Genomic DNA, 25278 nt, shown 5'->3' with positions numbered 1-25278 from the left:
CGTGCAAGGCTCCATTGCCTAGGCCTTACGCGAGCACACCAAAAGTCATAGCGTTCCCATCGTTTCCATAGCCTATCGGAGATACGTCACAGGTAAAGACGAGAAAGATTGCAAACAGATAACTTGCAGGCCGCAAAACGGCAAGCGCTTAACGTCAATGCCCAAGTCACTGACCGAATTGTTAAAGTGTCAAAGAATTGTTAAAAATTTTTGGGTTTACTGTGGCCAACGCCTTATTTGGCGTTCGCCTCATGCACGGCCTGCAGGGCGGCAGCCACCATGATGCGCACTCCGACGCCGATGCACGATTCGTCCGGGATGTAGTCCCCGCGGTGCAGGTCGTAGGTCTTGCCACCCGGGGTGCGGGTTCCCAGCCGCAGCATCGCGCCGGAAACCTTCTGCGTCATCCAGGCGAAGTCCTCCCCGCCCATGGATTGCGGGGTCAGTTCGATCGCGTCGGCGCCGAACTCGCGGCGCGCGGCATCCTCGATCAGCGCGGTCTGAGCCGGGGCGTTGACCACCGGCGGCACCCCGCGGGTGTGCTGCAACTTGATCTCCACGCCGTAGGGTGCGGCGATCTGGCGCACCGCCACATCCAGCAGCTCGCCGGCCTCGTACCAGACATCCCCATCCAGGCAGCGCATGGTGCCGGCCAGGTAGCCGGTGGCGGGAATCGCGTTGGGCACGCTGCCTGCGTGGATCTGCCCCCAGACCACCGAAACCGCCGAGCGCACGTCGACCTTCCGGCCGAGCACCGCCGGCACCTGGGTGGCGATCTGGCTCATGGCGAAGACGATGTCCTCGGTCAGGTGCGGTCGCGAGGTGTGCCCGCCGCGGCCGTTGACCTCGATGCGGATGGTGTCGCTGGCGGAGGTGATCGCGCCGATGCGGGTGCCGATGTGCCCGGCGTCGATCCGCGGGTCGCAGTGCAGCGCGAGGATCCGCGGCACGCCGTCGAGCAGGCCCTGCTCGATCACCGACAGCGCCCCACCGGGAAGCTTCTCCTCGGCAGGCTGGAAGATCACCCGCACGCGCCCGTTGAGCTGGCCGGCTGCATGGATCCTGCCCAGCGCCAGCGCCACACCGAGCATCACGGTGGTGTGGATGTCGTGGCCGCAGGCGTGCGCCACGCCCTCGGTCATCGAGGCGTACTCCAGGCCGGTTTCCTCCACCACCGGCAGCGCGTCGATATCAGCGCGGAACGCAATGCGGATGGGGCCTTCGCCGATGTCCACGAAGGCGCCGGTGTCGGCCATCTTCTGCGGCGACAGGCCGGCGGCGCGCAATGCTTCGAGGATCCGCTCGGTAGTCTGGTGCTCCGCAAAAGACAGCTCCGGGTTGCGATGCAGCTCGCGGCGGAAGCCGATCAGCTGGTCGATGAGCGGCTCGGTGAAGCCGCTGACGGAAGCCAAATTGCCATTTTCATTCACGGTGGACACCTTTTGACGATACTCGGCACGGCGGCGGAAATGACAGTTTCGCGTAATGTTCACACGCACCGCGCAACATCGGGAACGCGAAAAGGGGGCGCGCCAGCCTGGTCCAGGCCAGCACGCCCCGTCACGCCTAGCGCGATTTCGTCCTAGAGCACCTCGGTGGCGCCGTCGGCCTTGAGCTGCTCCACGGTCTGCTTGACCTTCTGCGCATGCTCCTTGGTGGTCACCAGCAACGCATCGGCGGTATCCACCACGACTACGTCCTCGATGCCCACCAGCGCCACCACGCGCGGGCGGTCCGAATAGACGACGCCGGTCGCGCTGTCCGCGTACACGCGCACCGATTCGCCACCCAGGTTGATGATGCCCTGATCAGCGCTGGCCTTGTTCAGCCGGCCGATCGCGGCGAAATCGCCCACGTCATCCCAGTTGAACACGCCAGGGATCACCGCGACATCCCCGGCCGCGGCGGCCGGCTCGGCCACCGCATAGTCGATGGCGGTCTTGGGCAGATCGGCCCAGACCTCGCGCATCACTTCTTCGCGCTGCCCGGTCTCCCACGCATCGGCGATCTTCATCAGCCCGGCATGCAGCGCCGGCTCGTTGGCTTCCAGGTGCTCGAGCATCAGGCTCACCGGCGCGACGAACATCCCGGCATTCCACAGGAACCCGCCGGAGGCCAGGTACTTGCGGGCGGTGTCCTCATCGGGCTTCTCCACGAACTGCACCACCCCGCGCGCCGAGGGCGCATTGGGCACCTGCAGCGGCTCGCCGGTCTGGATGTAGCCGAAGCCTGTGGACGGGTGCGTCGGATGGATGCCGATGGTCACGATCTTGCCGGTGGCGGCGGTGTGGATCGCTTCGCTCAGCGCTGCCTGGAACACCTCGACCGGCTCGATGACCTGGTCCGCGGCGAAGGAGCCCATGATGATGCTCGGGTCGCGGCGGTACAGGATGGCGGCGGCCAGGCCGATGGCGGCGGCCGAGTCGCGCGGCTCCGGCTCGAGGACCAGGTCCTCGTCGCAGAGCTCGGGCAGCTGGGAAACGACAGCTCCGCGGTGCGCACGCCCGGTGACCACCATGATGCGTTCGCCGGCCAGCGGGACCAGGCGGTCATAGGTGGCGCGGATCAGCGTGGAACCGGATCCGGTCAGATCGTGCAAAAACTTCGGAGCGGAGGCCCTGGACAGCGGCCACAATCGGGTGCCGACGCCGCCGGCGGGGATCACGCCGTGGAATCGGGCTAATAGGTCTGCATTCACGCATTCCAGACTAATTCATTCGGTGGATAATCCCGTCCATTGAAACCTGTGCAAGAAATTAAATACGAAACTCTCCCATGAGGTATTACGGGCGGAATATCGGCCTTTTAGCGCATAATTACCCCTTTTCGGTGAACATGCTCACAGGAACAAGACACGAAATAGATCGGAGCTGGCTAAGTGGTTTAGACTCGCACAAGGAACGCTCGCACAAGTGCGTCAAATCTCATTGTGTGCAATATACACATGCGCCGTTGCGAGCCTTGGAGGTTTAGTTCAGTGTCGAAGACTTCGTCAGGCACCCTATACCGCGGCCATGAAGGCATGTGGTCCTGGGTGGGACACCGAGTCACCGGTGTCGTTATTTTTCTCTATCTGCTGGTGCACGTGCTCGATACGGCTATGGTCCGTGTCGATGCCGGCGCATACGACGCAATCATTAGCACCTACCAGACTCCGTGGATGGCACTTGGTGAAACCGGTCTGGTTGCAGCAATCCTCTTCCACGCATTCAACGGCCTGCGCTTGATCCTGGTCGACTTCTGGAAGCAGGGCACTAAGTACCAGCGCCAGATGCTCTGGGGCGTTCTGATCCTCTGGGTCATCGTCTTCGCAGGCTTCGCTATCCGTCACCTGTCGATCGCATTTGGGAGCCACTAAGCCATGAGCGTTTCTATTCCTGCTCCGCGCAGCCAGCGCATTGATCCAAAGTACAAGCGCGGACCGAAGTCCCGCGGCAGCTTCGAGATGCTGGCATGGCTGTTCATGCGCCTGTCCGGCGTCGTGCTGGTCATCCTGATCTTCGGCCACCTGTTCTCCAACCTGATGGTCGGCGAAGGCATCTCCGGCATCGGCTTCGGCTTCGTCGCCGGCAAGTGGGCCTCGCCGCTGTGGCAGTTCTGGGACCTGGCCATGCTGTGGCTGGCCATGCTGCACGGCACCAACGGCGTGCGCACCATCATCAACGACTACGCAGAGAAGCACGCAACCCGTGCATGGCTCAAGGGCATCCTCTACGTCGCAACGATCTTCATCATCGTGCTTGGCTCCCTGGTGATCTTCACCTTCGATCCATGCGTCACCGGCAGCACCCTGCCGCAGTGCTAAGTGGAACTCCCCTAGTTCCAGCCAATAGCCACAAAGATTTTTAGAAAAGAGAGCATCAAGAATGCAGGTACATAAGTACGACGTAGTCATCGTCGGTGCCGGTGGTGCAGGCATGCGTGCAGCGATCGAATCCGGTCAGCGCGCACGCACCGCAGTGCTAACCAAGCTTTACCCAACCCGCTCGCACACCGGTGCGGCCCAGGGCGGCATGTGCGCAGCACTGGCCAACGTCGAGGAAGACAACTGGGAGTGGCACACCTTCGACACCATCAAGGGTGGCGACTACCTGGTTGACCAGGACGCAGCCGAGGTCATGGCGAAGGAAGCCATCGACGCCGTGCTGGACCTGGAGAAGATGGGCCTCCCATTCAACCGCACCCCAGAGGGCAAGATCGACCAGCGCCGCTTCGGCGGACACACCCGCGACCACGGCAAGGCCGCCGTGCGCCGCGCCTGCTACGCAGCTGACCGCACCGGCCACATGATCCTGCAGACCCTGTACCAAAACTGCGTCAAGCACAACGTCGAGTTCTACAACGAGTACTACGTGCTGGACCTGCTGCTGGTCGAGGAGGATGCCTACCGCGAGGACGGTACCGCCTACAAGCAGAAGCGCGTTGCAGGCGTCGTCTCCTACGACCTGGCTACCGGCGAACTGCACGTCTTCCAGGCCAAGTCGGTCATCTTCGCCTCAGGCGGCGCCGGCAAGGTCTTCAAGACCACCTCGAACGCGCACACCCTGACCGGTGACGGCATGGGCATCGCCTTCCGCGCAGGCCTGCCGCTGGAGGATATGGAGTTCTTCCAGTTCCACCCAACGGGCCTGGCCGGCCTGGGCATCCTGCTCACCGAGGGCGCCCGCGGCGAAGGCGCGATCCTGCGCAACTCGGATGGCGAACGCTTCATGGAGCGCTACGCACCGACCATCAAGGACCTGGCCCCACGCGACATCGTCGCCCGCGCCATGGCCAACGAAGTGCGCGAAGGCCGCGGCTGCGGTCCGAACAAGGACTACGTGCTGCTGGATTTGACCCACCTGGAACCAGAGCACATCGAATCCAAGCTGCCGGACATCACCGAATTCGCCCGCACCTACCTGGGTGTGGAACCATTCACCGATCCGGTTCCGGTCTACCCGACCGCGCACTACGCCATGGGCGGCGTGCCAACCAACATCAACACCGAAGTGCTGCAGGACAATGACACCGTCATTCCTGGCCTGTACGCCGCCGGCGAAGTCGCCTGCGTTTCGGTGCATGGCTCCAACCGCCTGGGCACCAACTCGCTGCTGGACATCAACGTGTTCGGCAAGCGCGCCGGCGTGGCAGCTGCCGAGTACTCCAAGACCGCCGACTTCGTCGAGCTGCCTCAGAACCCGGAAGCCTTCGTGTCCGCACAGCTTGAAGGCGTGCTGAACGGCACCGGCACCGAGCGTGTCGCCGAGCTGCGCTCGATCCTGCAGGAGACCATGGACGCCAACGTCCAGGTGTTCCGCGACGAGCGTTCGCTGAAGGAAGCGCGCGACGTGATCGAGGATCTGCGCCGCCGCTACAAGAACATCAGCATCCAGGACAAGGGCAAGCGCTTCAACCTGGATCTGCTCGAAGCCGTCGAGCTGGGCTTCCTGCTCGACTTGGCCGAGGTCATCACCGTTGCCGCATTGCACCGCAAGGAATCCCGCGGCGGCCACTACCGCGAGGACTACCCAGACCGCGACGATGAGAACTTCATGAAGCACTCGATGTCCTACCGCGACGCAGAAGCCGTCACCGAGGACATCAAGGGCATCCGCATGGAGACCAAGCCAGTGGTCTTTACCCGTTACCAGCCAATGGAGCGTAAGTACTAATGAGCACCGAACTGCCAGAACCACCGTCAAAGATCGAGCTGAAGCCAGGCGTCGGCGGCGGCGGAGAAGTTCCAAGCTTCGACATCACGCTGCGCGTTCGCCGCTACCTGCCAGAGGCTACCGCAGACGCATACTGGGAAGATTTCAAGCTGACCATGTACGGCACCGACCGCGTGCTGGATGCCCTGCACAAGGTCAAGTGGGACCACGACGGCACCCTGTCCTTCCGCCGTTCCTGCGCCCACGGCGTGTGCGGTTCCGATGCCATGCGCATCAACGGCCGCAACCGCCTGGCCTGCAAGACCCTGCTCAAGGACCTGGACACCTCCAAGCCGATCACCGTTGAAGCCATCAAGGGCCTGCCCCTTGAAAAGGACCTCATCGTCGACATGGAACCGTTCTTCCAGTCCTACCGCGAGATCATGCCATTCCTGATCTCCAAGGGCCACGAGCCAACCAAGGAACGCTACCAGTCCGCCGAGGACCGCGAGCGCTTCGACGACACCACCAAGTGCATCCTGTGCGCTGCGTGCACCAGCTCGTGCCCGGTCTTCTGGACCGATGGCCAGTACTTCGGCCCGGCAGCGATCGTCAACGCGCACCGCTTCATCTTCGACTCGCGCGATGATGCAGGCGACATGCGCCTGGAGATCCTGAACGACAAGGAAGGCGTGTGGCGCTGCCGCACCACCTTCAACTGCTCCGAAGCATGCCCACGCGGCATCCAGGTGACCAAGGCCATCGCCGAGGTCAAGCAGGCAATCCTGGCACGTACCGTCTAAGTGCCTGAATAGGCCCGAACCGCCCAGCGGTTCGGGCCTTTTTGCACCCCTTCAACTCCTGCGCGTGTCGTGGCATGATGGGCAGTACTCGCCCTTTTCCCAATGCACCACAACGCGCAGGAGCAAAACATGGCCAGTGAACCAACATCGACAACCCAGGCAGGCATCCCGGCAGCCAGCGACCGCAACTCGCTGACCGTGGGCCCCAACGGGCCGATCGTGCTGCACGACCACCACCTGATCGAGACCCTGCAGCATTTCAACCGGATGAACGTGCCCGAACGCCGCCCGCACGCCAAGGGGGCCGGCGCCTTCGGCGAATTCGAAACCACCGAGGACGTCTCGGCATACACCAAGGCCGCCCTGTTCCAGCCCGGGGTGAAAACCGAAACGCTGCTGCGCTTCTCCACTGTCGCCGGCGAGCTCGGCTCCCCCGACACCTGGCGCGATGTGCGCGGCTTCGCGCTGAAGTTCTACACCACCGAAGGAAATTTCGACCTGGTCGGCAACAACACCCCGGTGTTCTTCGTGCGCGACCCGATGAAGTTCCCGCACTTCATCCGCTCGCAGAAGCGGCTGCCCGATTCCGGGCTGCGCGACGGGACCATGCAATGGGACTTCTGGACACAGAACCCCGAATCCGCCCACCAGGTCACCTACATCATGGGCCAGCGCGGCCTGCCCAAGACCTGGCGCGAGATGAACGGCTACGGCTCGCACACCTACATGTGGGTCAACGCGGCCGGCGAGAAATTCTGGGTGAAGTACCACTTCTTGAACAAGCAGTCCGAGAAGTTCGAGACCATGCGCGGCGCGCAGGCCGAGGAACTGGCCGGGGCCGACGCCGACTTCCACCGCCGCGATTTGTTCGAGGCGATCAAGGCCGGCAACTTCCCGCAATGGGACCTGTACGTGCAGGTCATGCCCTACGAGGAAGCTAAGACCTACCGCTTCAACCCCTTCGACCTGACCAAGGTCTGGTCCAAGAAGGACTATCCGCGCATCAAGGTCGGCACCCTGACGCTGAATAGGAACCCGGAGAACTTCTTCGCGCAGATCGAGCAGGCGGCCTTCTCGCCGGGGAACATGGTCCCGGGCATGGGGATGAGCCCGGACAAGATGCTGCTGGGCCGCAATTTCGCCTATGCGGACGCACAGCGCTACCGCATCGGCACCAACTTCCAGCAGCTGCCGGTGAACAAGCCCAAGTGCCCGGTGCACTCGTACAACTTCGAAGGGAATATGACCTACGAGCACACCGGCGATCGCAGCGTCTACGCGCCGAACTCCTTCGGGGACTCGTGGAGCGATGAAACCGGTCCGGCGGAGAACTCCTTCGAATCCGACGGCGAGCTGGTCCGCGAGGCCTACACGCTGCGCAAGGACGACGGGGACTTCGTCCAGCCCGGCATCCTGGTCCGCGAAGTGATGGACGATGCACAGCGCGCCGAGCTGGTCGAAACCGTCACCGGGGCGCTGGACGGGGTCATCGAGCCGGTGCTGTCCAACGCGATCCAGTACTGGAAGAACATCGATGCGGACACCGGAGCGAAGATCGAAGCGAACCTGCGCGCCAAATAGCGCGCATGAAAAAACGCCAGCCGCATGGCTGGCGTTTTTTCATGCACGGGATGCGCTAGGACCCGAGTTCGATGTCCTCGCTGAAGTTCCACTCCCCGCCACGGGTATCGAACAGCTGGATGCGATCGGCGGTGAAGGACAGTCGCGTCCCGGCCAGCGCTGCCTGCGCGGCGTCCAATTGCTCCGCCGGCACGTTCTGCGCGATGGTCAGGTGCGGATGGTAGGCGAAGGCCGATTCGTGCCTCAGCGCGTCGCCCAGCAGCGCCCGGTGCAGCGCCCAGCACTCGTCCGCGCCGGTATCCAGCGGAAGGAACACGACGTCGCTGGCCGGGCGGAAGGTCTGCGCAGCACCGAGTTCGATGCCGAAAGGCTGCACCGCGGCGGCCACCCGGCGCACCTGCGCGGCCGCCTTCTCCCAGGAATTCAGGTAGGACCCGGACACCAGGGTGATATGCGGGGCGATCGGCGCGGTGGCCTCTCCCCCGTATTCCTCGCGCCACGCGCGCAGCGTCTCCCGGTGCGGCTGCGGCACCGGGATCACTACGCCCAGGGTGTACTCGAAGACCATTGTCTCAGCTAGATTCCCAGCGGCGGCAGGAAGCCGACCTTCTGGTAGACATCGGAGACAGTCTTGGAAGCGACTTCGCGGGCCTTCGCGGCACCGGCCAGCAGCAACCGGTCCAGCTCCGCCGGGTCATCCAGCAGCTCCAGGGTGCGGGTGCGGATCGGGGCCAAGCGCTCCACGACGGCGTCGGCCACAGCCACCTTCAGGTGGCCGTACATCTTGCCCTCGAACTCTTCGACCAGCTGGGGCACATGCTTGCCGGTGACCGCGGCCAGGATGTCCAGCAGGTTCGAGACCCCTGGCTTCTCTGCCTTGTCGTAGGCCACCACGGAGCCGGCATCGGTCACCGCGGACTTGATGCGCTTTGCGATCAGCTTCGGCTCGTCGAGCACGTTGATCAGGCCGGCCGGGGACTCAGCGGACTTGGACATCTTCGAGGTCGGGTTCTGCAGGTCGTAGATGCGTGCGCCCTCCTTCGGGATGAACGCCTCGGGCACGGTGAAGGTCTCGCCGAAACGGTGGTTGAAGCGCTTGGCCAAATCGCGGGCCAGCTCCACATGCTGGCGCTGGTCATCGCCCACCGGAACGCCCTGCGGCTGGTAGAGCAGGATGTCCGCAGCCATCAGGATCGGGTAGGTGAACAGCCCGACGCTGGCGGCATCCGCGCCGCCCTTGGAGGACTTGTCCTTGAACTGGGTCATGCGGCTGGCTTCGCCGAAGCCGGTGATGCAGTTCAGCACCCAGGCCAGCTGGGCATGCTCGGGCACCTGCGACTGGACGAACAGGGTGGACTTCTCCAGATCGATGCCGCCGGCGATGAACTGCGCGGCGGTCTTGCGGGTGCGGGCGCGCAAGTCGGCCGGATCCTGGGTCACGGTGATCGCGTGCATGTCCGGGATGAAGAAGAAAGCGTCGTGGTCGTCCTGGGTCTTGACCCAGTTGACCAGTGCGCCCAGGTAGTTGCCCAGGTGCAGGGAGTCGCCCGAAGGCTGCATGCCCGAGAGAACGCGGGGCTTAGTCATGAAAAAATCCTTAGAACTGGTAGTCGACGACCAGCGGTGCATGGTCGGAGAAGCGCAAATCGTAGGCCGAAGCACGGTCCACATGTGACTTGATGGCCTTGGCGGCCAGCGCCGGAGTGGCCATGTGGTAGTCGATGCGCCAACCGGCATCGTTGTCGAAGGCCTGCCCGCGGAAGGACCACCAGGTGTACGGTCCCTGCACGTCGCCGGCCAGTTCGCGCGCCACATCCTTGTAGCCGATTTCCGGGCCGAAGAAGCCATCGAAGTAGGCGATTTCCTCATCCATCACGCCGGCGCGCTTATTGTGGTTCGGCTTCCAGTTCTTGATGTCCTTCTGCGTGTGCACGACGTTCAGATCGCCCACCACCAAAACGTGGTCCTTCTCGTTCTTCAGCTCCACCAGGCGCACGTTCATGCGCTGCAGGAAGCGGTACTTGTCCTCCTGCTTCTGCGTGCCCAGCTCACCGGAGTGGACGTAGGCGGAGACCACGGTGAAGATCTCGCCGTTGACCTCGAAGTCGGCTTCGACCCAGCGGCCGGAATCGGCGAAGTAGTCCTCGCCGATGTGCTCGCGCACGGCGACCGGCGCGGTGCGCGAAAGCACTGCGACCCCGGCGCGGCCCTTGTCCTTGGCTTCGGCGTGCAGAATATGCCAACCCTCGCCGATCAGCTCGCGCAGGATCTTGTCCGGTGCGCGCACTTCCTGCAGGCACAGGATGTCCACGTCGCGGGCGGCAATCCAGTCGCCCATGTTGCGCTTGTAGGCGGCGCGGATGCCGTTGACGTTGACCGACGCGACGCGCAGCGCGCCGGCGTCCTTGCTGAGAATTTCCACACTGGTAGGTATCACCATTCCACCTTACAAAACTATGTGCCCTATTACGCGCTGATCTGGCCTGCGCCGGAATACGCGCAACGAAAAAGGGCAACGCTTTCGCGTTGCCCGGATCGGTTAGTCGATGATTTCGCCGTCCATCGGCTTGGCCGGCTTGATCATGTCCCGCGCATTCGCCGCGGTCATCTGGATCGTCTCCAGCGCCCGGTCGATCATGCCCTCGTAGTCCTCGCCCTTCGCCTCGCGCTGCTCGGCGATCACCCGGGCTTGGACCTGGACGATCTTGAAGGAGTGGTCCAGCTTCATGTCGCGCTGGCTGGTGGACTCGTCGACGATCACCGAGCCGGACTGCGCGCGCGGGGTGGCTGCCGCGGTCGCTTCGCGCAGCGAGCTGTTGAGCTTGTCCGCGCCGCGCTTGAGGCCGAACATCATGAAAGCGGCCAGCAGCAGCCAACCGGCGGAGATGACCACGACAAACCAGCCGACGATCTCATTGGAGTTGGCGGCGAAGACCACTGCCACCAGAAGGACGATGACCATGACGGCCATTGCCAGAGTTGATGCGTTGAGGGTGACTTTCTTGCCCTGCTTCGCGCTGCTGCCTAGAGGTTCCATGCCTCCAATTCTCGCACCATCACCCCGCTTCTAGCCAATTTCAACCCTGCCCTTTCGCCCACAGCGTGGCTAGCCGAACAAGCTGTGCAGGTCCTGCCCGGAAAGGCTCGCGCGAATCAGCAGGTAGCCGGCGATGCCCACCACCCAGCCGAGGGTTTCCTGCGCGTAGACCGCGGCCTTGGCCCCCATCTTCTGCATCCAGGCTTCGATGCGCGGCCCGGCCAGCGCACGCGCGCCCACCAGCGCCAGGGCAGGCACGATCATCACCAGGCAGTAGCCGATGAGCGCGAGCAGCTGCACGCTGGTGCCCCAGCCGGCACCCTGCATCACCCCGACGGCCGCCAGGTAGGGAAGCATCGTGGGCAGTTCCAGCAGGCCAGCGACCAGCGCCAGCACCACCAGCCCGATGCGCGTATCCAGAGCGGTGCCCAGGCGTCCGCGCAGCCGCCGCGGCACCTGATCGATAGCCTCCGTTGCTTCTGCGGCGTGGGCTTGGTGCCCCGCGCCAACGCGCGCCGCGGCTTTCTTCCGCGCACTGGCAGCCTTCTGCGCGTCGGTGCGGTAGGCCAGCGCCCAGACGATCATCAGCGCGCCAACCGCCATGCCCGCCAGCCGGAAGAACCGGTGCTCGAAGATGCTGGGGTCGATGAGCAGCAGCCCGCTGCGCAGCAGCACCCCGATGACCCAGTAGAAGCCGGCGATGACCATGAGGTAGGCCAGCACCTTGCCGATGGCCTCGCGGCACCCGCGCAGCAGCAGCCACAGCGGGATGACCAGGGTGCCGATGCTGGTCGAGTCGATCAGCGCCAGGATGACCAGGGAAAGTTCGGGATTGCTCGTGATAATGTCCATGCTTTCCACTCTTCCGTGCCTTGCCGCAATGCGGTATCGGCCAGTGGTCTGCGCTTTCTCCTCCTTAAGGGGGATACCCGGCGGGCAGGACGTCGGGGATGCTGGAAGCATGAACTTCATTCGGCGGATGGGCAGCGGCGACAAGGAGCCCGAGGTCGTCGGGACCTATCTGGTGCTGACCGTGATCCTGCACCTGACCGGGCTGACCAACCCGCCGTGGGTCGCGATCCGCCGCTACGAGTGGATTGTGCTGCTGCTGATCGGCCTGGCCGCCGTGCTGGTGCGCCGCCGGTTCCTGCTCGCCAGCACGCTGATCGTGCTACTGTGCGGTGCCGGCCTGCTGGCGGTGGGCAGCATCGGCGGGTATTTCCTGCTCTTCGAGTGCGTCTTCGGCCTGTTCCTGCTCGGCTCTTCCAGGCTCCGGACGGCGGCCTTCGCGCTGCTGTGCCTGGCCGCCATCGTGCTGGGCATCGCCGCCTGGCTGGGCAGCGGTGATCCGCAACAGGTGGTGCTGAGCCTGTTCATGGCCGGCTTCATCCTGTTCACCCCGATGCTCTGGGCGCAAAATGTGCGCACCGCCAAGGACCTGGCCACCGCGGAGGCCCAGCGGGTCCAGGCGGTGCAGTCCGCGGCGGCGGCCCGCGAGGACCAGCTGGTCGCGGAGCACGAATTCTCGCGGGTCGAAGAGCGCACCGCCTTGGCGCGGGAAATGCATGACGTGCTGTCGGCCAGGTTCTCCTCGATCGCCCTGCTGTCCGGCGCGCTGCTGCCCTCGGCACCCGATGCGGTGCGCACCCCGCTGCAGAGCATCCGCGACGAATCGGTGTCCGGGCTGGAGGACATGGCCGGCATGGTGCGGATGCTGCATTCCGGCGGGCCAGCGCTGCAGGCGCGGATCGAGGACCTGCCCGAGCTGGTCGCAGGGTTCGGCAGCCCGGTGCGCTGGGAGTACCGGGTGGCACGGCCGCAGCGCTTCTCCCCCGCGGTGCACACCGCTGCGCACCGCACGGTCGCCGAGCTGCTGGTCAACCATGCCAAGCATGCCCCGGGCACCGATCTGGAGCTGAGCGTCATCCAGGACCGGAATCTGTCCATCACCGCGCGCAACCGGCTGGGGCATGATGCCGGATCGTCCCCGGGCGCCGGAACCGGGCTGGAGAACATCAAGACCCGCGTCGCGGCGCTGGGCGGGCACGTCGAGGTGCGCAACGACGCGGATTTCGCGGTGCACGTCGAATTCCCTGAAACAACGGAGGAAGAATGAAAGTGCTGATCGTCGATGACCATGCCACCGTCCGCATGGGCATCCGGCTGGTGCTGCAGGCGGCCGATGACCTGGAGGTCGTCGGCGAGGCGGCGGACGGGCGCTCGGCCATTTCCATGGCCCGGGTCCTGTCCCCGGACGTGATCCTGATGGATCTGCGGATGCCGGTGCTCGATGGCGTCGAGGCCACGAAGGCGCTGCATGAGAAGTACCGGGTCGTGGTGCTCACGACCTTCGATGATGACGAATACCTGTTCGGCGCGCTGCAGGCCGGCGCGCACGGGTTCTTGCTCAAGAGCGCCGAGCCGCAGGCGATCATCTTGGGCGTGCGGGCCGCCGCGCGCGGCGAATCGGTGCTCGATCCGCAGGTGACCGCCCGGATCCTGGCCCGGGCGCTGACGGTGCCCGAGGCCGCTGCGCTGCCTGCGCTGACCGGCCGGGAACGCGAAGTGCTCGATGGTCTGGCCGAGGGGCTGAGCAACCCGCAGCTGGCGCAGCGCCTGGGCATCGGGCAGAGCACCGTGAAGACGCACGTCTCCCAGGTGCTGACCAAGCTCGGGGTGTCAACCAGGCTGCAGGCGGCGAGGATCGCCTACGGGGCTACCAGCTCACCAGGCAGAACGGGTGGTCCTGCGGATCCAGGTACACCCTGAAGGTCTTGGTGCCTTCGCCGGTGGCCTTCGCGCCCAGGTGCAGCACCTGCTCTTCGGCCAGGTCCAGGTCGGCGACCTTCACGTCGATATGCGCCTGCTGCGGGTGCACATGCCCCGGCCATTGCGGCGCCACATAGGGGCTGACCGCCTGGAAGGCGAGCGCAGGATGATTCGGGGCATCGCCAATGGAGACCCAGTCGGGCTCGTTGTCGATGCGCACCATTCCGAGGAGCTGTTCATAGAATCCGGCCAGTGCATCGGGGTCCTCGCAGTCGATGACCATGGCCTGCCATGTGCCAATCATGTGGCCATTATCCGCGCAGCTTTGCTCCGCGTCTACCAGGACTCAGCCATTGCGCAGGTGCAGTGGTCGATCAGCGCCTGCACGCGGGCCGGGATCTGCACCCCCTTGGGCGTGATGGCCACGACCGCGTTCGGGTAGTTGGGCGCCTTGAGCTCGCGGAAGGCCAGCGGGCGGCCCTCGATGGAGACCTCGGCGTTGTTCGGGCGGCGCATGAGCAGCCCGTAGCCCAGGCCGCGGCCCACCATCGCGGCCACCAGGATCATCTGCGGGACCGAGGCGGTGATCTTCGGGACCAGGCCCTGGGAGGCGAAGAGCTGCATCTGGTGCTGGGTGCTCGGGTCGGACTCGTAGACGATCAGCGATTCGTCAACCAGGTCCGCCAGTTCCAGCGGCCGGTCGAGCTTGGCCAGCGGATGCTCGGGGTGCAGCACCACCTGCATCTCCGTCTGGTAGATCGGCTGCTTGTCCATGTCGGCGGGCAGCTGCAGGTCGTAGACGAAGGCGACGTCGATCTCGCCCCCGCGCAGCGCCGGCAGCAGCTCGTCGTGGGTGCCCACGCGCACATCGAGCTGCACCTCGGGATGGTCGAAGCCCTGGAGCGTGGCGGGGATCAGGTGCGGGGAGAGCGAGGCGAAGCAGCCGAAGCGCACCGGCCCGCGCAGCGCGCCCTCGGTTTGCGGAAATGTTGCGCGCAGCTCGCCGACCTCGGCGAGGATCTTGCGGGCCATCGCGGCGAAGTGCTGGCCGGAGGCGGTGAGCCGGATGCCGTGGGCCTTGCGGCGCAGGCACAGGGTCTCCCCGGCGAGCCTCTCGATCGCGGTGATGGCCTGTGACAAGGCGGATTCCGAAATCTTCAATTCGCTGGCCGCCGAACCCAGGGTGTCGTGCACGGGCAGTTCGGCCATGATTTCCAGATGCCGCATTGAATACATAAGCCAGCCTTCAGAAGTTTTGCAGATATTTGAAGTTTACCTTACCTATGAGGGGTGCCACACTGGAGTGACCCAAAACTCACCAGCCGGTGATCGATGCCTCGATCCCGGCTCGCAAGGGAAGCACTCATGACTTCAACAGCACACGCCGGAAAGGCCACGCAGCGTCGCGTAGCATTCGCGACGGTCATCGGCACCACCGTTGAGTGGTACGACTTCTTCATCTACGCCACCGCCGCAGGCCTGGTCTTCAGCCAGCTGTTCTTCGAGCCTGCCGGCCAGGAGATCGCACTGCTGATCTCCTTCGCCTCGGTGGGCCTGTCCTTCCTCTTCCGCCCGCTGGGCGCATTCCTGGCCGGGCACTACGGCGACAAGATCGGCCGCCGCGCCATGCTGGTACTCACCCTGGCCCTGATGGGTGCCTCCACCACGCTGATCGGCGTGCTGCCAACCTTCGAGACCGCCGGCCTGTGGGCACCGATCATGCTCTTGCTGCTTCGTATCCTGCAGGGCATCTCCGCGGGCGGCGAATGGGGCGGCGCGGTGCTGATGGCAGTGGAGCACGCTCCGGAGAACGGCCGCGGCCGTGCCGGTTCCTACCCGCAGGTCGGCGTGCCGCTGGGCATGCTGCTGGCCTCGGGCACCATGGCGCTGATGACCGGCGTGATCTCCCCCGGCGAGCAGTTCCTCGAATGGGGCTGGCGCATTCCGTTCCTGGTCTCGATCGTGCTGATCGCCGTGGGCTACTTCGTGCGCCGCTCGGTGGACGAGTCCCCGGTCTTCGAGGAAATCAACGAGCAGAAGGCGCAGACCGCTGTACCGATCCTGGTGCTGTTCAAGAAGCACTGGCCACTGGTCATCATCGCGGCCCTGGTCTTCGCCGGCAACAACGCCGCCGGCTACATGACCACCGGCGGATTCTTCCAGGCCTACACCACCGATCCCAAGGGCCCGGTGGGCCTGGAGCGCACCGACGTGCTGGTCGCCGTGTCCTTCGGCGCCGCGGTTTGGCTGATCATAACCCTGGTGGCCGGATTCTTGGCCGACAAGATCGGGCGCAAGCGCACCTACCAGCTGGGCTTCATCATCCTCGCGGCCTCCCTGTTCCCGGTCTTCGCGCTGGTGAACTCCGGCTCGCTGGTGCTGCTGTACGTTGCGTTCGGCGTGTTCTCGATCGGCCTGGGCCTGACCTACGGCCCGCAGGCGGCGCTGTACTCGGAGCTGTTCCCTGCTTCGGTCCGCTTCTCCGGGGTCTCGATCTCCTACGCGATCGGCGCGATCGTCGGCGGCGCATTCGCGCCGACCATCGCCCAGGCGCTCGTTCAGGCTACCGGCGGAACCACCGCGGTTGCCGTGTACCTGCTGATCGTCGTCGCGATTGCCTTTACTGCGGTGAGCATGATCCGCGACCGTTCGGGCATCGATCTGTCCTTCCGCAACCAAGCGGAGCAGGAAGTCGGCGCGCTGGTCTTCGACAAGCGCCGTGCTGATGCGGTGAAGGCGACCCAGGACGCCTAATTACCCCGGAAAAGCCCGATGGCCCGTTGCGGCCATCGGGCTTTTTCTGTTCGTGCCTATTTCAGCTTGGTGCGCAGCTCCGTTTCGGCTCCGGCGCTTGGCTGTAAGCGCCGGCTGAGGGCCTGCGGTATCGGCCAGCGGGAGCAGCCGTATGCTCCCCCGGGAGTATTCCAGCGATATCACCGAGTGCCGTTACGCAAGATGCCGCAGGGATCAAAAAACCGGCAGCCCATCTGGGCTGCCGGTTTTCTCGTGTCTACTTCGCGGCGTTGCGCTCCGCGGCTTCGACCACGTTGTTCAGCAGCATTGCGCGGGTCATCGGGCCCACGCCGCCAGGGTTCGGCGAAACCCAGCTGGCGGACTCGTACAGCGCTGGATCGATATCTCCGGTGACCTTGCCGTCCACGCGGGAGACGCCCACGTCCAGCAGGATCGCTCCGGGCTTGGCGGTCTTGATCATGTGGGCCGAACCGGCGGCGGCGATGACCACATCGGCCTGCGCCAGCAGCTCGTCCAGGTTGGTGGTGCCGGTGTGCGCCAGGGTCACGGTGGCATTGATGTTCCGGCGGGTCAGCAGCAGGCCGACTGGGCGGCCGATGGTCACGCCGCGGCCGACCACCAGCACGTGCTTGCCGTTCAGGTCGATGTCGTGGCGGGCCAGCAGGTCCACGCAGCCCAGCGGGGTGCACGGCAGCGGGGAGGTCATCGGGCGGTTGACGTTGGCAACCAGGCGGCCCAGGTTCATCGGGTGCAGGCCGTCGGCGTCCTTGGCCGGATCCATGGCCTCCAGGATCACGTCCTGGTCGATGTGCTTGGGCAGCGGCAGCTGGACAATGTAGCCGGTGCAGTCAGGGTTCTCGTTCAGCTCCTTGACCTTGGCCAGCAGCTCGTCCTGGGTGGTTTCCTCGGGCAGGTCCACGCGGATGGATTCGATGCCCACCTCGGCGCAGTCCTTGTGCTTGCCGCCGACGTACCAGGCCGAGCCAGGGTCATTGCCAACCAGGATGGTGCCCAGTCCGGTGGTGTGCCCGGCAGCCTTGAGCGCGGCAACGCGTTCGGACAGTTCCTGCTTGATGGCGGCCGCGGTGGCCTTGCCGTCGAGAATGCGTGCGCTCACGCGTATCCTTCCGTAGGTGCCCTGTTCAGGCGGATGGCATGCAAACCCAGGCGCGCGGCTCGCACGATTAGCTCCCTGGTGGTTACCCACCTAACGCCAGTCACGCCCTCCAGTGTAGCGAAAATGGCCTCGGGAATGACTTTGAAGTGTGCAGGGTTACCTTGATTGTGTACTCGACAATCGTGATCGGCGCAGGGCAAGCCGGGCTTGCCGCCGCCTACCATCTGGCCAAGCGCGGCATCGACTTCCTGGTGCTCGATGCGAACCCGGGGCCCGGCGGGGCGTGGCAGCATCGCTGGGATGCCCTGACCCTGGGCACCGCGCACCATATCCACCCCTTGCCTGATTTCCCGCTTGAGGTCCAGGATTCCACGCGGCCGGCCTCCCAAGTGGTCTCCGAATACTATGCGGAATACGAGAGGCGTTTCTCGTTGCCGGTACGCCATGGCTCACCGGTGACCTCGGTGACGCGGGACGGCGAGAACTTCGTGGTGCACGCCGATGCCAAGTACCGGGCCCGGACCATTATCAACGCCACCGGCACCTGGACCAACCCGTTCTGGCCGGTCTACCCCGGGCAGTTCGACGGCCCGCAGGTGCATACCAACGGCTTCCGCTCCCCGCAGCAGTTCGCCGGGCAGCGCGTCCTAGTGGTCGGGGCCGGAGCCAGCGCCACCCAGTTCATCGTGCAGCTTCGCGCTGCCGGAGTGGACACCCTGTGGTCCACGCGCAGTGCCCCGGACTGGCGCGAAGAGCCCACCGGCGCGGAGTGGGGACTGGAAGTGGAGCGCCAGGTCAACGAGCGCACCAGCGCGGGATTGCCGCCGAAGTCGGTGGTGGGCACCACCGGGCTGCTGCTCACGCCGGTGATGCGTGCAGGAATCGCCTCCGGTGCACTGGTCTCGCGCGGGAAGATCGACCATCTAGAATCCGATGCGGTGGTCTTCACCGACGGGTCACGCGAGAAGATCGATGCGATCCTGTGGGCCACCGGTTTCCGCCATGCCCACCGGCATTTGCGCGACCTGAAGCTGCACACCGCGGCCGGCGGCATCCTGCTGGAGGACGGGGTCGCGGCGGTAGAGGTGCCGGGGTTGTTCTTCGTCGGCTATGGCGCATCGGCCTCGACGCTGGGCGCTACCCGCGCCGGGCGGAAGGCCGCGCTGGCGGCTGCACGCTACGTGCAGCGGATGCCGGTGAGCGCAACGCAGCTGGCGGGATTGGGAGAATATCGCTGGCGGGCGCTACCTTAGAATCCATGAACCAGTACATCGTCACCCTATCTTGCATCGACCGCCCCGGCATCGTCCACGCCATTTCCGGAGGTCTGCTGGGTGCCGGTTGCAATATCACCGAGTCCCAGCAGTTCCTCTCGCCGGAGACCGGCACCTTCTTCATGCGCATCGAGGTCACCACCGAGCAGTCGCTGGCGCAGATCCGCGCGGGGCTCGCACCGATCCGCGACGACTTCCACATGTCCCTGCGCGTGGACGACGGCGCCAAGCGCACCCGCACCATGCTCATGTGCTCCAAGGCCGGGCATGCGCTCAACGACCTGCTGTTCGCCCAGCGTGCGGGCACCTTGCCCATCGACGTGCCGGTAATTGTGTCCAACCACCTGGATCTGAAGCCGATGGCCGACTTCTACGGTGTGGAGTTCGTGCACCTGCCGGTGACCAAGGAGAACAAGTCGCAGGCCGAGGCCGAGCTGCTGTCCATCGCGGACAAGCACGACATCGAGCTGGTGGTGCTCGCCCGCTACATGCAGATCCTCTCGGATTCGCTGTGCGAGCGCATGGAAGGCCGGGTCATCAACATCCACCACTCCTTCCTGCCGTCTTTCAAGGGTGCCAAGCCCTACCACCAGGCCTACGCCCGCGGCGTGAAGCTGATCGGCGCCACCGCGCACTATGTCACCGCGGACCTGGACGAGGGCCCGATCATCGACCAGGAAGTCACCCACGTCTCGCATACCCGCACCGCCGAGCAGCTTGTTGAGCTGGGGCGCAGCGTGGAAGGCCGGACGCTGACCCGCGCCGTGCAGTGGCATGCCGAGCACCGGGTAATGCTTGACGGCCAGCGCACCATCGTCTTCTCCTAAGCATGGATTACGCTGCACTGGCAGTCATCGCCCTGCTGATTGCCGCCTCGGCGTGCTGGCCCTTGCTCAGGTCATCGGGCAAGCGCGGCAAGGCGTTGAACGCCCAGGCTCTACAGCTGCCAGATCACCATCGGCCGCGCTATCGGCAGTCGCTGGCTGGAAATCCGCTGGCTTTTCCCCTGGCCATGAGCAGCGGCTATGCGCTGTGCCGAGGTGCGGACCTCGATGAGTTCCTCTTCCCTGATGCGGAAGAAGAACGAATTATCCTGGCCGAATCGTGGGGCATCTTCAATGAAGGAGATGCCGTCCAGGAGCTCTGGTCCTTGCTGTCCCAAGGGCATCGCTCTGGCTGGCAACAGTCCCGAAAGCTGGTCAATGCCGGCGGAGCTGCTCTGGCCCAGCAGCGCAAGATGCTTGGCAGCCGGGCGCGGACGTCTGCTGAGGCGCGCGAAGAATTGCTGTCGCTGCGCCGGTTGCAGCGCAATGAGCGCAGCGTGCAGGATCTTGATTTCCTGGCCTGGGATCTTTCACGCGCCGTCATGGTCTCCCGCTCCGCGGCCACCTGCGGCTTCTTGGATCAACGCGTAGCACAGGACATCGCCTTGCAGGCAGCGTCGTATGCCCAGCAAACTTATGGTTCGTGGGGTGAATTCGCGAAGGCATTTGATACCGCGCGCTGGTTCTGGCGCGCGCATCAAGATAGCGCGCTGGATGATGCCCACGACGCGCATCGCACGCAGGTTCTCACCAGCCCTGAGGGCCCTTTCGTACAAGTGGATTTCAACGCACCGGTACCGACCAGCTAGCTGCTCCTCCTCGACGCCGCGCGGGAACTGGGACTATCGTTGCGCGCGGGCGAGGAGGATCGGGACTGGCAGCGTGCACTGGTGGCCGCGGCCCGCTCGCGGACTTGAGATCTTCGGTAGCGAACTCGCTGTGGCAATGCTTGGCCATTACAGTAGGTGAAATGACGCACATCATTACCATTGACGGCGCGACCCCGAAAGTCGGCCAGGACGTTTTCGTAGCCCCTACCGCCACCTTGAGCGGCGATGTCGAGCTGGCTGACCGTGCCAGCGCTTTCTACGGTGTTTCCGTGCGCGGCGATTCGGCGCCGATTCGCGTTGGCGAAGGCACCAACTTGCAGGACAACGTCGTGCTGCACGCCGATGAAGGTTTTCCTTGCACCCTGGGCGCGGGCATCTCGGTGGGCCACTCGGCAGTGGTGCACGGCGCCAGCGTGGGCGATGGCTGCCTGATCGGCATGAGCGCCACCGTCATGAACGGTGCCGTAATCGGTGAGCATTCGCTGGTTGCCGCCGGTGCGCTGGTGCTGGAAGGCACGCAGGTTCCACCGCGTTCGCTGGTTGCCGGTGTCCCTGCCAAGGTCCGCCGCGAGCTGAGCGATGAGGAAGTCTCCGGCTTGAAGACCAATGCTGACCACTACCTCGTGCTGGCTGCCAAGCATCTGGAAGCCAACGCCTAGAGTTTTCAAGGTCCTGGAAGCGCATTGCTTCCAGGACCTTTTCGCATTACGCATGGGGCGCGGTGGTCAGGGCTCGGCGATTTCTACGTCCAGCAACCCCGCACGCCACCGCACAGTGCTCTCCTCCGCCAACGCCTCAGCCTCCAACGCCTCGGCCGGAGTCATGAAGTACGTGTTGACCCGCAACTTCTGCTCCGGATCCAACTCCGGCGGCAACAGCACCATCGGCCGGCTCCCCGGGATCTTCACCGCTTGGAACAACCCGCAATGCCTGGCCGTATGGTGAATCAAGCAATTCAACACCGCAGACTTGATATCGGTCCGTCCGCCCTTCTCCCACGGATCCAGATGATCCGCTTCGCATCGTTGCGCCGGCATGCTGCACCCAGGATACGAACACCCCCGATAAGCCGCCCGCAAAGCACGCACTTGCGCCTTGGAGAACAACCTCTGGGTCCGCCCCAGATCCAACGGCAGACTCTTGCCGTTGAGCACCACCGGCAAAATCCCCGCAGTGCACAATGCTGCCCTGGCCTCGCCCGGGGAGAGCAGGACCCCCGAGGAAGTCACCGCGAAATCCTCCATTTTCCGTTGCAGCTTCTCCCAATCAAGAATGATGCTCACCTGCGAGCTGGCAAGCCCAGCCTGCTGGTCCGGCGGGCTGCCGCCGGATTTCCGTTCGCTCATCAGCAAAGCCATGAAACCGACAAGCCGTCTACGCTCGGGTTTCAGATCTTCCCATTCACCGCTTGCCAGCCCCGGTTCGGAACTATCACCTTCTGGTTGATGACCATCATCTTCTGGTTGGTGATCCTCGTCTTCCCCTTCTGGTCGATAATCGTCCCCTTGGGAACGGGGATGCTTTGCGTCTGGATTGAGTCCTTCTCCCGGCGGGTCATCTTCGATGTCCTCGACGTCCTCGTCACCGGGTCTGTCTTTCGCCCAATCCGGCTTGCTGCCCGCATCATCCCAGCCATTGGTTTCCTCACCGGTGAACTGGGCATCGACGTCTTTCAACCCCTGCCGGTTGCCGGCAACCGTGGATGGATTATCCAGATTCGCGAAATACGCCTCGATATAAGCGGATTGCGAAGGAAGAACTCGAACGAGATACTCAACCAGCCCCTTGCGCATCCCGCGCTTGAAGAACCCGATCCCGTCCAGCAAGGCCTTCAGCGGGCGCTTGCCGGCCTTGACCTGCGCGACCAGGTCGTTGATGTGCTTGCGCGCCGACTTCGGCTCCGGCCGCAGAAACGCCGCGGACTCAGCCTGCAGCTGCCGCTTCTTCGCTTCGGCCGCTTCCCCTTCACCCAGGTCTTTACGCACCGAATGCAGCTTCATCGCCGCCGAGGCGACCAGCCGCGGATCGATGCCCGGGTCCTGGAACTGTGCGGCGAGCTCGGGCAGCCATGGTTCGGTTGGTTGTCGCTTCAATCAAAAGCCGACTTTCATCGCAACGTCGGCAGCTGGGCATTTCAGGATGAATTGGATGAGCTCAGCGAAAAATTTATCCCCTACCGAGTTGTGCTCGATATCGACCGCGAAGAAGACAGCTACTTCCTCTTCGAGGCGCTCCAGCATTACCTTCGATACCTTTCAGCGCAGGACCAGCAAAACCAGCCCGAACTGCACAGCATGCGCCGGCTGCTCGACATGGTTGACGCAGCCTGGCTGAACTCCGCGAACGTGACCGATAGAAACTAGCAACACGAGCCTTGCTCGATTCTTCTCCGCGAAGGAATTTCAGAATAAGCTGATCATTCTTTGGGCTATCACCCGCGAACTAGCTCTTCATTTAGAGCAACACTCAACTGTCGGGTATCCATATGAGGGAATTGCGCGTACCGTCGGAAGAACACTCCGCGATAGTACCCGTGGCAAACCCGGCACCTTCACCATCCACGACAACGCATCGCGGCAGGACTCTAACTGGAAATACCGCAAGAGCCGCAAGAGCGGAGGCCCGCCATGTCCATCCACAGCCTAAGATCCCACACCGCTGAACACGTCAAGCATATCCTTGGCTCCCGCCAAGCACGCATCCATCTGGCCTCCTAGGGCTGAAGGGAAGGGATGCCCATCGTCCTGGCACAACCCCACGAACGACTCGATGATGTGATGGGACTGGTCTCCATCCACGGACGATCCGCAGTGGTCGCAATCTACGATGAACCCGACGACCACCTGAGCTTCTGGTTCGTCTCTCTGCCAAACCCGGCATTGGAAAACGTACTGGCCGAACCACAAGGCCAGACAGTGGGGAATTCATCGCCCATGGCACACCTGACGGGGCGAGAACGTTCCGTGTCAGGTACTGGGCACGCAGTGCCATCACTTTTGAAATCCCCTGTTACGTGCGCAGCGACCTAGAACATCGAACCTCGTACAACACGCACCTCGGTGCAGGAGGCAAGGCGCAACCTGAAAATTCCCTGGATGATCCTGATCTTGCTGACTGACCTGCGGTGCGGAGAGTTAAGCTAGTCTTGTGTATAACTGAAAATCAGCCTATTCGCACTGAAGCATCCCACGGACATCGCGGGATGCTTCAGTGTTTAATGCTGACAGCCAGCTCACCCAACGCAAGTCCACTGCCCAAAGATGTATAGAATCCATCTGAAACACTTCCCTGCTAGCAACACCGCCACGAGCACATGCTTTGAAGGCCTGTGTTCGGGTCAACAACTGCGAATCAACCCCGCTGTGATGGACGCGAAAACAAGTTCGTCAAGACGGCGAAACCAGTGCCGTCCGCACCCTCTGGCGCTGCAAGAACTGCGGAGCATGCACCACTGCTACCCGCCCGAAGAAACATAGATCTTGCACCGGCCGTGAGCAGTTGAATGCAATTGACGAGGCCTTCTGCAGCTTGCCCAAGAAAAGAGACCCGCGTGGAGACGATAAATAATAAACGGAACCAGGCCGAGGGCATGCGCTGGCCCGACAGCCTCAGCTGGGCTGGTGAACGCTCCCGCCAGATACTATGGCTGCTTGCCTTGGTTGTGGTTGCGGTCTACGGGTTGCACAAGATCACTTTGGTTGCCATCCCATTTTTGCTGGCCGTAATTCTGGCAGCAGCCATCGCACCGCTGGTGAATTGGTTTCGTGGCAAGGGGTGGCCTAACACGGTGGCTAGCGGGACGGCCTACATTCTCGTACTCTCCGGTTTCGCGGCTGTCATCGCCGGGATCGTCGTAACCATCCGTGCCCAGTGGGCGGAACTTGTGGATCAGGCGGTGAAAAAATTTGACCGTTTGTACGCCTGGATCGCACAGGGACCATTGCCCGTAGATGATGCCATGATCCAGGATGCCCGCAACGCGGCGAGCGATTTCGTTACGAGCAAGGCGGCAGGGAACACCGCGGTAGACAGCATCTTCGTTGCCACGCAGGTCTTCACTGGTTTCATCCTCATGGCAGTCATTTTGTTCTTCTTCCTCAAAGACGGAAGGAAGTTGTGGGCATTCTGCTTGATACCCCTTAAAGGGCGACAATTGGCAAAAGCCCGGCTCGCCGGAATACACGGTATAGAGGTGCTAGGCGGATACGTACGTGGCACAGCCATCGTAGCTCTGGTTGACTCCGTGCTGATCGGCCTTGCCTTATGGATTTTGCAGGTACCCCTGGCGCTTCCTCTGGCTGTCGTGGTCTTCATCGGTGCCTTCATCCCAATACTCGGCGCCACCACCACCGGACTTCTCGCTGCTCTGGTCGCATTCGTGGCCAATGGCCCGACGGCAGCACTGATCATCATTGGCGTCAGCTTCGCTGTGAATCAGCTAGAGGGCAACCTTCTGCAACCGCTAGTGATGGGAAAAACCCTCCATATCCACCCTCTGGTTATTCTGATCGCGTTAAGCGCCGGGGCCGTGCTCGCTGGAATTATCGGGGCGATCCTTGCCGTGCCGCTGGCGGCCGTCAGCTGGGCCATCGGCAGAATATGGTTCAGTGATCGCTTCTCGAACCGCCATCGGCCAGTTCTTGATCACTAGATTTG

Annotated in this window: 25 protein-coding genes and 1 riboswitch; of the genes, 14 read left to right on the top strand and 11 right to left on the bottom strand. The window is 63.7% G+C overall.

Annotated features, from left to right (window positions below):
* Window positions 1-233 precede the first annotated feature (233 nt).
* Both ATK23_RS00915 and ATK23_RS00910 read right to left on the bottom strand, forming a co-directional pair.
* Window positions 234-1430, bottom strand: coding sequence for an amidohydrolase (locus tag ATK23_RS00915; RefSeq protein WP_083515536.1), 1197 nt, complete (start codon window positions 1428-1430; stop codon window positions 234-236).
* A gap of 152 nt (window positions 1431-1582) precedes the next feature.
* Window positions 1583-2698, bottom strand: a complete 1116-nt coding sequence (locus ATK23_RS00910; protein WP_066139881.1) for a mannose-1-phosphate guanylyltransferase — start codon at window positions 2696-2698, stop codon at window positions 1583-1585.
* 246 nt (window positions 2699-2944) lie between these two features.
* On the opposite strand from ATK23_RS00910, the gene sdhC reads away from it, so the two are divergent.
* The 5 genes from sdhC to ATK23_RS00885 all read left to right on the top strand — a co-directional run bounded on the left by sdhC (window position 2945) and on the right by ATK23_RS00885 (window position 8017).
* Complete coding sequence (gene sdhC / locus ATK23_RS00905; protein ID WP_369826774.1) at window positions 2945-3358, top strand: succinate dehydrogenase, cytochrome b556 subunit; 414 nt, start codon at window positions 2945-2947, stop codon at window positions 3356-3358.
* A gap of 3 nt (window positions 3359-3361) precedes the next feature.
* The gene (locus ATK23_RS00900; RefSeq protein WP_038989927.1) at window positions 3362-3805 is read left to right on the top strand and encodes a succinate dehydrogenase hydrophobic membrane anchor subunit; all 444 of its coding nucleotides are present in this window, start codon (window positions 3362-3364) and stop codon (window positions 3803-3805) included.
* A 61-nt stretch (window positions 3806-3866) separates the two neighbouring features.
* Window positions 3867-5654, top strand: a complete 1788-nt coding sequence (gene sdhA / locus ATK23_RS00895) for a succinate dehydrogenase flavoprotein subunit (RefSeq protein WP_066139884.1) — start codon at window positions 3867-3869, stop codon at window positions 5652-5654.
* Window positions 5654-6436: a succinate dehydrogenase iron-sulfur subunit gene (locus tag ATK23_RS00890; RefSeq protein ID WP_038989929.1), complete on the top strand. Its 783-nt coding sequence runs from the start codon at window positions 5654-5656 to the stop codon at window positions 6434-6436. The genes sdhA and ATK23_RS00890 overlap by 1 nt, the downstream gene beginning before the upstream one ends.
* 129 nt (window positions 6437-6565) lie before the next feature.
* Window positions 6566-8017: a catalase gene (locus ATK23_RS00885; protein ID WP_066140347.1), complete on the top strand. Its 1452-nt coding sequence runs from the start codon at window positions 6566-6568 to the stop codon at window positions 8015-8017.
* 55 nt (window positions 8018-8072) lie between these two features.
* Here the strand turns inward: ATK23_RS00885 and ATK23_RS00880 are convergent, their stop codons facing one another.
* From ATK23_RS00880 to ATK23_RS00860, 5 genes are all read right to left on the bottom strand, one after another.
* Window positions 8073-8585, bottom strand: coding sequence for a 2'-5' RNA ligase family protein (locus ATK23_RS00880; protein WP_066139887.1), 513 nt, complete (start codon window positions 8583-8585; stop codon window positions 8073-8075).
* A gap of 8 nt (window positions 8586-8593) precedes the next feature.
* Window positions 8594-9604 (bottom strand): tryptophan--tRNA ligase, encoded by a 1011-nt coding sequence (gene trpS / locus ATK23_RS00875; protein ID WP_100339220.1) that lies wholly within the window; start codon window positions 9602-9604, stop codon window positions 8594-8596.
* 10 nt (window positions 9605-9614) lie between these two features.
* Window positions 9615-10457: an exodeoxyribonuclease III gene (locus tag ATK23_RS00870; protein WP_066139895.1), complete on the bottom strand. Its 843-nt coding sequence runs from the start codon at window positions 10455-10457 to the stop codon at window positions 9615-9617.
* Window positions 10458-10556: 99 nt separating this feature from the next.
* Complete coding sequence (locus ATK23_RS00865) at window positions 10557-11054, bottom strand: hypothetical protein (protein ID WP_038989932.1); 498 nt, start codon at window positions 11052-11054, stop codon at window positions 10557-10559.
* A 69-nt stretch (window positions 11055-11123) separates the two neighbouring features.
* Complete coding sequence (locus ATK23_RS00860; protein ID WP_157801619.1) at window positions 11124-11906, bottom strand: GAP family protein; 783 nt, start codon at window positions 11904-11906, stop codon at window positions 11124-11126.
* A gap of 109 nt (window positions 11907-12015) precedes the next feature.
* Here ATK23_RS00860 and ATK23_RS00855 point away from each other — a divergent pair, with 109 nt between their 5' ends.
* Window positions 12016-13170: a sensor histidine kinase gene (locus ATK23_RS00855; protein ID WP_157066353.1), complete on the top strand. Its 1155-nt coding sequence runs from the start codon at window positions 12016-12018 to the stop codon at window positions 13168-13170.
* Window positions 13167-13823 carry a response regulator gene (locus ATK23_RS00850; protein WP_066139907.1) on the top strand — a complete coding sequence of 219 codons (657 nt, stop codon included), beginning with the start codon at window positions 13167-13169 and terminating at the stop codon, window positions 13821-13823. The genes ATK23_RS00855 and ATK23_RS00850 overlap by 4 nt, the downstream gene beginning before the upstream one ends.
* Here the strand turns inward: ATK23_RS00850 and ATK23_RS00845 are convergent.
* Complete coding sequence (locus tag ATK23_RS00845) at window positions 13771-14127, bottom strand: VOC family protein (protein WP_066139909.1); 357 nt, start codon at window positions 14125-14127, stop codon at window positions 13771-13773. The genes ATK23_RS00850 and ATK23_RS00845 overlap by 53 nt on opposite strands.
* A gap of 32 nt (window positions 14128-14159) precedes the next feature.
* The gene (locus ATK23_RS00840) at window positions 14160-15059 is read right to left on the bottom strand and encodes a LysR family transcriptional regulator (protein ID WP_066139912.1); all 900 of its coding nucleotides are present in this window, start codon (window positions 15057-15059) and stop codon (window positions 14160-14162) included.
* 129 nt (window positions 15060-15188) lie between these two features.
* Here ATK23_RS00840 and ATK23_RS00835 point away from each other — a divergent pair, with 129 nt between their 5' ends.
* Window positions 15189-16577: an MFS transporter gene (locus ATK23_RS00835; RefSeq protein WP_066139915.1), complete on the top strand. Its 1389-nt coding sequence runs from the start codon at window positions 15189-15191 to the stop codon at window positions 16575-16577.
* A gap of 256 nt (window positions 16578-16833) precedes the next feature.
* Here the strand turns inward: ATK23_RS00835 and ATK23_RS00830 are convergent, their stop codons facing one another.
* Complete coding sequence (locus tag ATK23_RS00830; RefSeq protein WP_066139918.1) at window positions 16834-17694, bottom strand: bifunctional methylenetetrahydrofolate dehydrogenase/methenyltetrahydrofolate cyclohydrolase; 861 nt, start codon at window positions 17692-17694, stop codon at window positions 16834-16836.
* Between the two features lie 37 nt (window positions 17695-17731).
* A riboswitch (ZMP/ZTP riboswitch) is annotated at window positions 17732-17808 on the bottom strand.
* 53 nt (window positions 17809-17861) lie between these two features.
* Between ATK23_RS00830 and ATK23_RS00825 the strand changes: the two genes are divergently transcribed.
* From ATK23_RS00825 to ATK23_RS00810, 4 genes are all read left to right on the top strand, one after another.
* Entirely contained in the window at window positions 17862-18947 is a 1086-nt protein-coding gene (locus ATK23_RS00825; RefSeq protein ID WP_066140350.1) for a flavin-containing monooxygenase, read from the top strand.
* Window positions 18948-18952: 5 nt separating this feature from the next.
* Window positions 18953-19795 carry a formyltetrahydrofolate deformylase gene (purU, locus tag ATK23_RS00820; protein ID WP_066139921.1) on the top strand — a complete coding sequence of 281 codons (843 nt, stop codon included), beginning with the start codon at window positions 18953-18955 and terminating at the stop codon, window positions 19793-19795.
* A 2-nt stretch (window positions 19796-19797) separates the two neighbouring features.
* Window positions 19798-20601 (top strand): DUF1266 domain-containing protein, encoded by an 804-nt coding sequence (locus ATK23_RS00815; RefSeq protein WP_066139926.1) that lies wholly within the window; start codon window positions 19798-19800, stop codon window positions 20599-20601.
* 161 nt (window positions 20602-20762) lie between these two features.
* On the top strand, window positions 20763-21281 hold the full coding sequence (locus ATK23_RS00810) for a gamma carbonic anhydrase family protein (protein WP_066139929.1): 519 nt from the start codon (window positions 20763-20765) through the stop codon (window positions 21279-21281).
* Window positions 21282-21347: 66 nt separating this feature from the next.
* Here the strand turns inward: ATK23_RS00810 and ATK23_RS00805 are convergent, their stop codons facing one another.
* Window positions 21348-22715, bottom strand: a complete 1368-nt coding sequence (locus ATK23_RS00805) for an HNH endonuclease signature motif containing protein (RefSeq protein ID WP_083515513.1) — start codon at window positions 22713-22715, stop codon at window positions 21348-21350.
* 51 nt (window positions 22716-22766) lie between these two features.
* Between ATK23_RS00805 and ATK23_RS00800 the strand changes: the two genes are divergently transcribed.
* Together ATK23_RS00800 and ATK23_RS00790 are read left to right on the top strand one after the other, a co-directional pair.
* Window positions 22767-22985, top strand: coding sequence for a hypothetical protein (locus ATK23_RS00800; protein ID WP_083515514.1), 219 nt, complete (start codon window positions 22767-22769; stop codon window positions 22983-22985).
* A 1187-nt stretch (window positions 22986-24172) separates the two neighbouring features.
* Window positions 24173-25273 carry an AI-2E family transporter gene (locus ATK23_RS00790; protein ID WP_245858264.1) on the top strand — a complete coding sequence of 367 codons (1101 nt, stop codon included), beginning with the start codon at window positions 24173-24175 and terminating at the stop codon, window positions 25271-25273.
* Window positions 25274-25278: the final 5 nt, after the last annotated feature.

It is taken from the genome of Glutamicibacter nicotianae (assembly GCF_002797775.1).
GTDB lineage: Bacteria > Actinomycetota > Actinomycetes > Actinomycetales > Micrococcaceae > Glutamicibacter > Glutamicibacter nicotianae.
The sequence above is the reverse complement of the archived record's forward strand: the minus strand, read 5'-3'. Positions and strand labels throughout refer to the sequence as shown.

Bases quoted from the DNA above. Each gene is read 5' to 3' on its own strand.
- ATK23_RS00840 (WP_066139912.1), bottom strand. From the start codon at position 15,059: ATGTATTCAATGCGGCATCTGGAAATCATGGCCGAACTGCCCGTGCAC.
- sdhC (WP_369826774.1), top strand. From the start codon at position 2,945: ATGCGCCGTTGCGAGCCTTGGAGGTTTAGTTCAGTGTCGAAGACTTCG.
- ATK23_RS00850 (WP_066139907.1), top strand. From the start codon at position 13,167: ATGAAAGTGCTGATCGTCGATGACCATGCCACCGTCCGCATGGGCATC.
- purU (WP_066139921.1), top strand. From the start codon at position 18,953: ATGAACCAGTACATCGTCACCCTATCTTGCATCGACCGCCCCGGCATC.
- ATK23_RS00900 (WP_038989927.1), top strand. From the start codon at position 3,362: ATGAGCGTTTCTATTCCTGCTCCGCGCAGCCAGCGCATTGATCCAAAG.
- ATK23_RS00845 (WP_066139909.1), bottom strand. From the start codon at position 14,127: ATGATTGGCACATGGCAGGCCATGGTCATCGACTGCGAGGACCCCGAT.
- ATK23_RS00855 (WP_157066353.1), top strand. From the start codon at position 12,016: ATGAACTTCATTCGGCGGATGGGCAGCGGCGACAAGGAGCCCGAGGTC.
- ATK23_RS00835 (WP_066139915.1), top strand. From the start codon at position 15,189: ATGACTTCAACAGCACACGCCGGAAAGGCCACGCAGCGTCGCGTAGCA.
- ATK23_RS00860 (WP_157801619.1), bottom strand. From the start codon at position 11,906: ATGGACATTATCACGAGCAATCCCGAACTTTCCCTGGTCATCCTGGCG.
- ATK23_RS00885 (WP_066140347.1), top strand. From the start codon at position 6,566: ATGGCCAGTGAACCAACATCGACAACCCAGGCAGGCATCCCGGCAGCC.
- ATK23_RS00890 (WP_038989929.1), top strand. From the start codon at position 5,654: ATGAGCACCGAACTGCCAGAACCACCGTCAAAGATCGAGCTGAAGCCA.
- sdhA (WP_066139884.1), top strand. From the start codon at position 3,867: ATGCAGGTACATAAGTACGACGTAGTCATCGTCGGTGCCGGTGGTGCA.
- ATK23_RS00865 (WP_038989932.1), bottom strand. From the start codon at position 11,054: ATGGAACCTCTAGGCAGCAGCGCGAAGCAGGGCAAGAAAGTCACCCTC.
- ATK23_RS00880 (WP_066139887.1), bottom strand. From the start codon at position 8,585: ATGGTCTTCGAGTACACCCTGGGCGTAGTGATCCCGGTGCCGCAGCCG.
- ATK23_RS00870 (WP_066139895.1), bottom strand. From the start codon at position 10,457: ATGGTGATACCTACCAGTGTGGAAATTCTCAGCAAGGACGCCGGCGCG.
- ATK23_RS00815 (WP_066139926.1), top strand. From the start codon at position 19,798: ATGGATTACGCTGCACTGGCAGTCATCGCCCTGCTGATTGCCGCCTCG.
- ATK23_RS00810 (WP_066139929.1), top strand. From the start codon at position 20,763: ATGACGCACATCATTACCATTGACGGCGCGACCCCGAAAGTCGGCCAG.
- trpS (WP_100339220.1), bottom strand. From the start codon at position 9,604: ATGACTAAGCCCCGCGTTCTCTCGGGCATGCAGCCTTCGGGCGACTCC.